The organism is Ilumatobacter sp. (assembly GCF_049588435.1).
In the GTDB taxonomy this organism is placed as follows: Bacteria; Actinomycetota; Acidimicrobiia; order Acidimicrobiales; family Ilumatobacteraceae; genus Ilumatobacter_A.
The window spans coordinates 1-3,330 of record NZ_JBAVYV010000127.1; the positions used below are offsets into that span (position 1 = coordinate 1).

A 3,330-nucleotide genomic window follows, 5' to 3' on the forward strand; every position below is an offset into this window, starting at 1 on the left:
GGCATCGAGTGGACCCGAGAACGTCTCGTCGAGCCCGGCCGCGAACGTGTCGACCCTCGAGAACGCCACCTGCGCAGTCAGGATGACATCGGACGGACCCCACGCGGTCGGGTGAGTGCCGGCGAAAGCCGCGGCGATGCCGGTGATCGCAGCGACGACCCCGACGGCGATGGCGTCGGTCCCCGAGATTCGATTGCGACGAATTCGGCGTCGCGATGTCAGCCGTGTGGTCGCCGTCATGCGACCGTGCCGCGGTCGGGACTCACGTCTCCCCGTCGATCATGAAGGGGGTGCATCGCCATACCACGTCACCGCAGCCATGTCCTCGATCGAGATCTCCCGGCGACCGTGACCCGGGCACGATCCGTTCAAGTCGACGAACGACAGTGGCGGAACGGGTGCATGGCTGATCAGAGGATGGCTCGGCCGATGATCGATCTCGTCCGGGCCGAACAACACCTCGTGGAGCTTCTCACCGTCGCGCAGACCGGTGTAGACGATCGGCGTGGCCGTCCCAGACTGCTGGATCAGACGGCGCGCGACGTCCTCGATCAGGACCGGGGTCCCCATGTCGAGCACGAGCACCTCGCCACCCGCACCGATCGCCCCCGCCTGGATGGTCAAGGCGACGGCTTCCTCGACCGTCATGAAGAAGCGCGTGATCTCAGGATGGGTGACCGTCACCGCCTCACCGTCGGCGATCTGGCGGTTGAACACCTCCAACATCGAACCGCGTGAACCGAGTACGTTCCCGAACCGCACGGACACGTACGGCCGCGCGTGGCACCGAGCCGCATCCGAGGTGAGCCGTTCGCAGATCCGCTTCGAGTAGCCGAGCACCCCGGCCGGATCCGCGGCCTTGTCGCTGCTGATGTTGACGAAGCGCTCCACCCCGACCTTGGCCGCCGCCTCGAGCACGTTGTGCGTTCCGATCACATTGGTCTTCCACGCTTCCGAGGGATTGTTCTCGAGCAATGGTTGGTGCTTGAGCGCTGCCGCGTGGAACACCACATCTGGGCGGTGCTCGTCGAACAACGTGGTGATCCGGGCACGATCACGAATGTCGGCGAGCACGAGTGATGCCGATCCGAGTGACGGGCGACCATCGATCGACAACTGCGTCGAGTGCAGCCCCGACTCGTCGCGATCGAGCATGAACAGTTTGGCCGGCCCGAAGGCATGGAGCTGACGGCAGAGCTCGGAGCCGATCGACCCGCCGGCACCGGTGACCAGCACCCGGCGACCGGCGATGTATCCGGCGATCGCCGAGACGTCGACGTCGGCCGTGGGACGACCGAGCAGGTCCTCGATCGTCAGCGGGCGAATCGTGCTGGTCGTGAAGTCCTCGGATGACATCGACACGTCGACCAGGCGCGGAAGGATCAGCACGGTGAGCCCGGCCTCGGCGAGCGGTTCGGTGAGCGCGCTCAGGTCGGTACCACTCAACGACGGAACCGCGATCAGCACGGAGGACGCTCCGTACTGGCGCGCGACCTTCGGCGCGTCGGCACCGGTGCCGCGCACGCGCAGACCGTTGACCCGCAAACCAGCTTTGGCGGGATCGTCGTCGAGCAACGCCACCGGCAGGTACGGCTGATCGGGTGACGCGAGGAGCATCTTGATCATCTGCGAGCCGGAACGACCGGCTCCGTACACGATGATCGGCTCGCTCAAATCCTCGGACGGGCGCCGTTGACGCTCCTCGACGAGACGCGCCGAGAAGCGCACGATCGCAGCGAGCACGAGCGCGAGGAGCAATGCGAGGGCGGGAACCGTCCGCGGGACCAAAGCGCCTTCGTTCGGATGCGCGACGACGAAGATCACCACCGCGACCGCGGCCATCGTGAAGCCGAGGACGCGAACCTCTTCGAGGCTCGCGTAGTGATAGCGGCGGCGATAGAGACCGAGTGCGTAGCCGATCGCTCCCTGGGCGGCAATCGCGGCCAACACGACGATCGCCACCCCGCGCCAGTCGATCGGGGCGGGTCGGAGGTCATACCGCAAGAGCGTCGTCACCGGGATGGCGACCACCCACGCCAGAGCGTCACCGGCGAACTGCATGATCGGAAAGGCACGCCGGAGACGGGCATCCGTGCTCGCGCTCCATCCCGGTTGCTCGAAACGACGTCCGATCACGTACTCCCTGTCCTTCGCCGACTGGCGATCGTTCACCCCGTGGACCACGGAGCCGGTTCGAGTATAGGAGTGGGCAGTGACCCTGGCACGGACTCTCGCGAGCATCTGATTCCGCGTTCGCGCCTGGCCTGCGCCCCCGTCGTGCCGTGGTGGTGCCGATGGGCTGCGGCTACGGTCGGATCAGTGGAAGCCACATCGGGAGTCGTCATCGGGGCCGGCGGCCATGCGCTGGTGTGCATCGAGGTGCTGCTTCGAAGCGGCCACGAGGTCGCCGGTTGCGTGTCCGCCGATGGCCTCGCCCGTGCCGATATTGCGTCGCTCGGCGTCGACATGATCGGCACCGTCGACGAACTCGACACCCTGCTGGTCGACGGGCGCTGGGCGTTCGTCGCGGTCGGCGACAACGCCGCACGCCACTCGCTGATCGACCGGGTGACATCGCTCGGGGCCGAACTCGTCCCCGCGATCAGCCCCGACGCCGTTGTTTCGCGATCGGCGATGGTCGAAGCGGGAGCGCTGGTGATGCCCGGAGCCGTGGTCAACGCCCACGCTCGAATCGGGCTCGGCTCGATCGTCAACACCGGAGCGATCGTCGACCATGAGTGCTCGATCGGTGCGTTCTCCCACGTCGCGCCGCGCGTAGCCCTCGCCGGCGCAGTCTCGGTCGGCGAGGAGACACTGGTCGGAATCGGTTCGACCGTCCTTCCGGGTGTGGCGATCGGAGCGCGTGTCATCGTCGGCGCCGGAGCGGTGGTCATCGGTGACGTGGAGGATGGCTCGACGGTGGTGGGGGTTCCGGCCCGCGTGATCACATCGAGCGCTCAGCCGACCGAGACCCCCGGCGGGGTGGGCACCTGGACCCGGGGTGCCGAAGCACCCGAGTCCGGACTCGATGATGCGGTCGACAGTGCCCCTCCGATCGTGCCGAAGGTCTTGGTGGTGTGTACCGGCAACCTCAACCGCTCGCCGCTCACCGAGGTGCTGCTCCGTCGAGCGTTGGACGAGATCGGCGTCGAGGCCGAGGTGACGTCCGGAGGGCTCTCCGCGCCGGCCGGGAGCCGCGTCGACAGCAAGCTGTTGCGCGTTGCACGCGAGCTGGGGGTCGGCGACGAGATCGAGGCGCACCGCGCCACCCAACTCACACCTGCACATCTACGCGACGCCGACCTGATCGTGGCGATGACGCGTGAACAC

At 67.3% G+C, this 3,330-nt stretch carries 2 protein-coding genes and 1 pseudogene; 1 reads left to right on the forward strand and 2 read right to left on the reverse strand.

The features are described from left to right. A pseudogene (locus WBV89_RS04775) lies at nt 1-240 on the reverse strand (hypothetical protein); the annotation flags it as partial. Nucleotides 241-279: 39 nt separating this feature from the next. Then, entirely contained in the window at nt 280-2,172 is a 1,893-nt protein-coding gene (locus WBV89_RS04780) for an SDR family NAD(P)-dependent oxidoreductase (protein ID WP_423980194.1), read from the reverse strand. A 147-nt stretch (nt 2,173-2,319) separates the two neighbouring features. Here WBV89_RS04780 and WBV89_RS04785 point away from each other — a divergent pair. Continuing rightward, nucleotides 2,320-3,330: NeuD/PglB/VioB family sugar acetyltransferase (locus tag WBV89_RS04785; protein WP_423980195.1), on the forward strand; the 1,011-nt coding region annotated here is incomplete at its 3' end.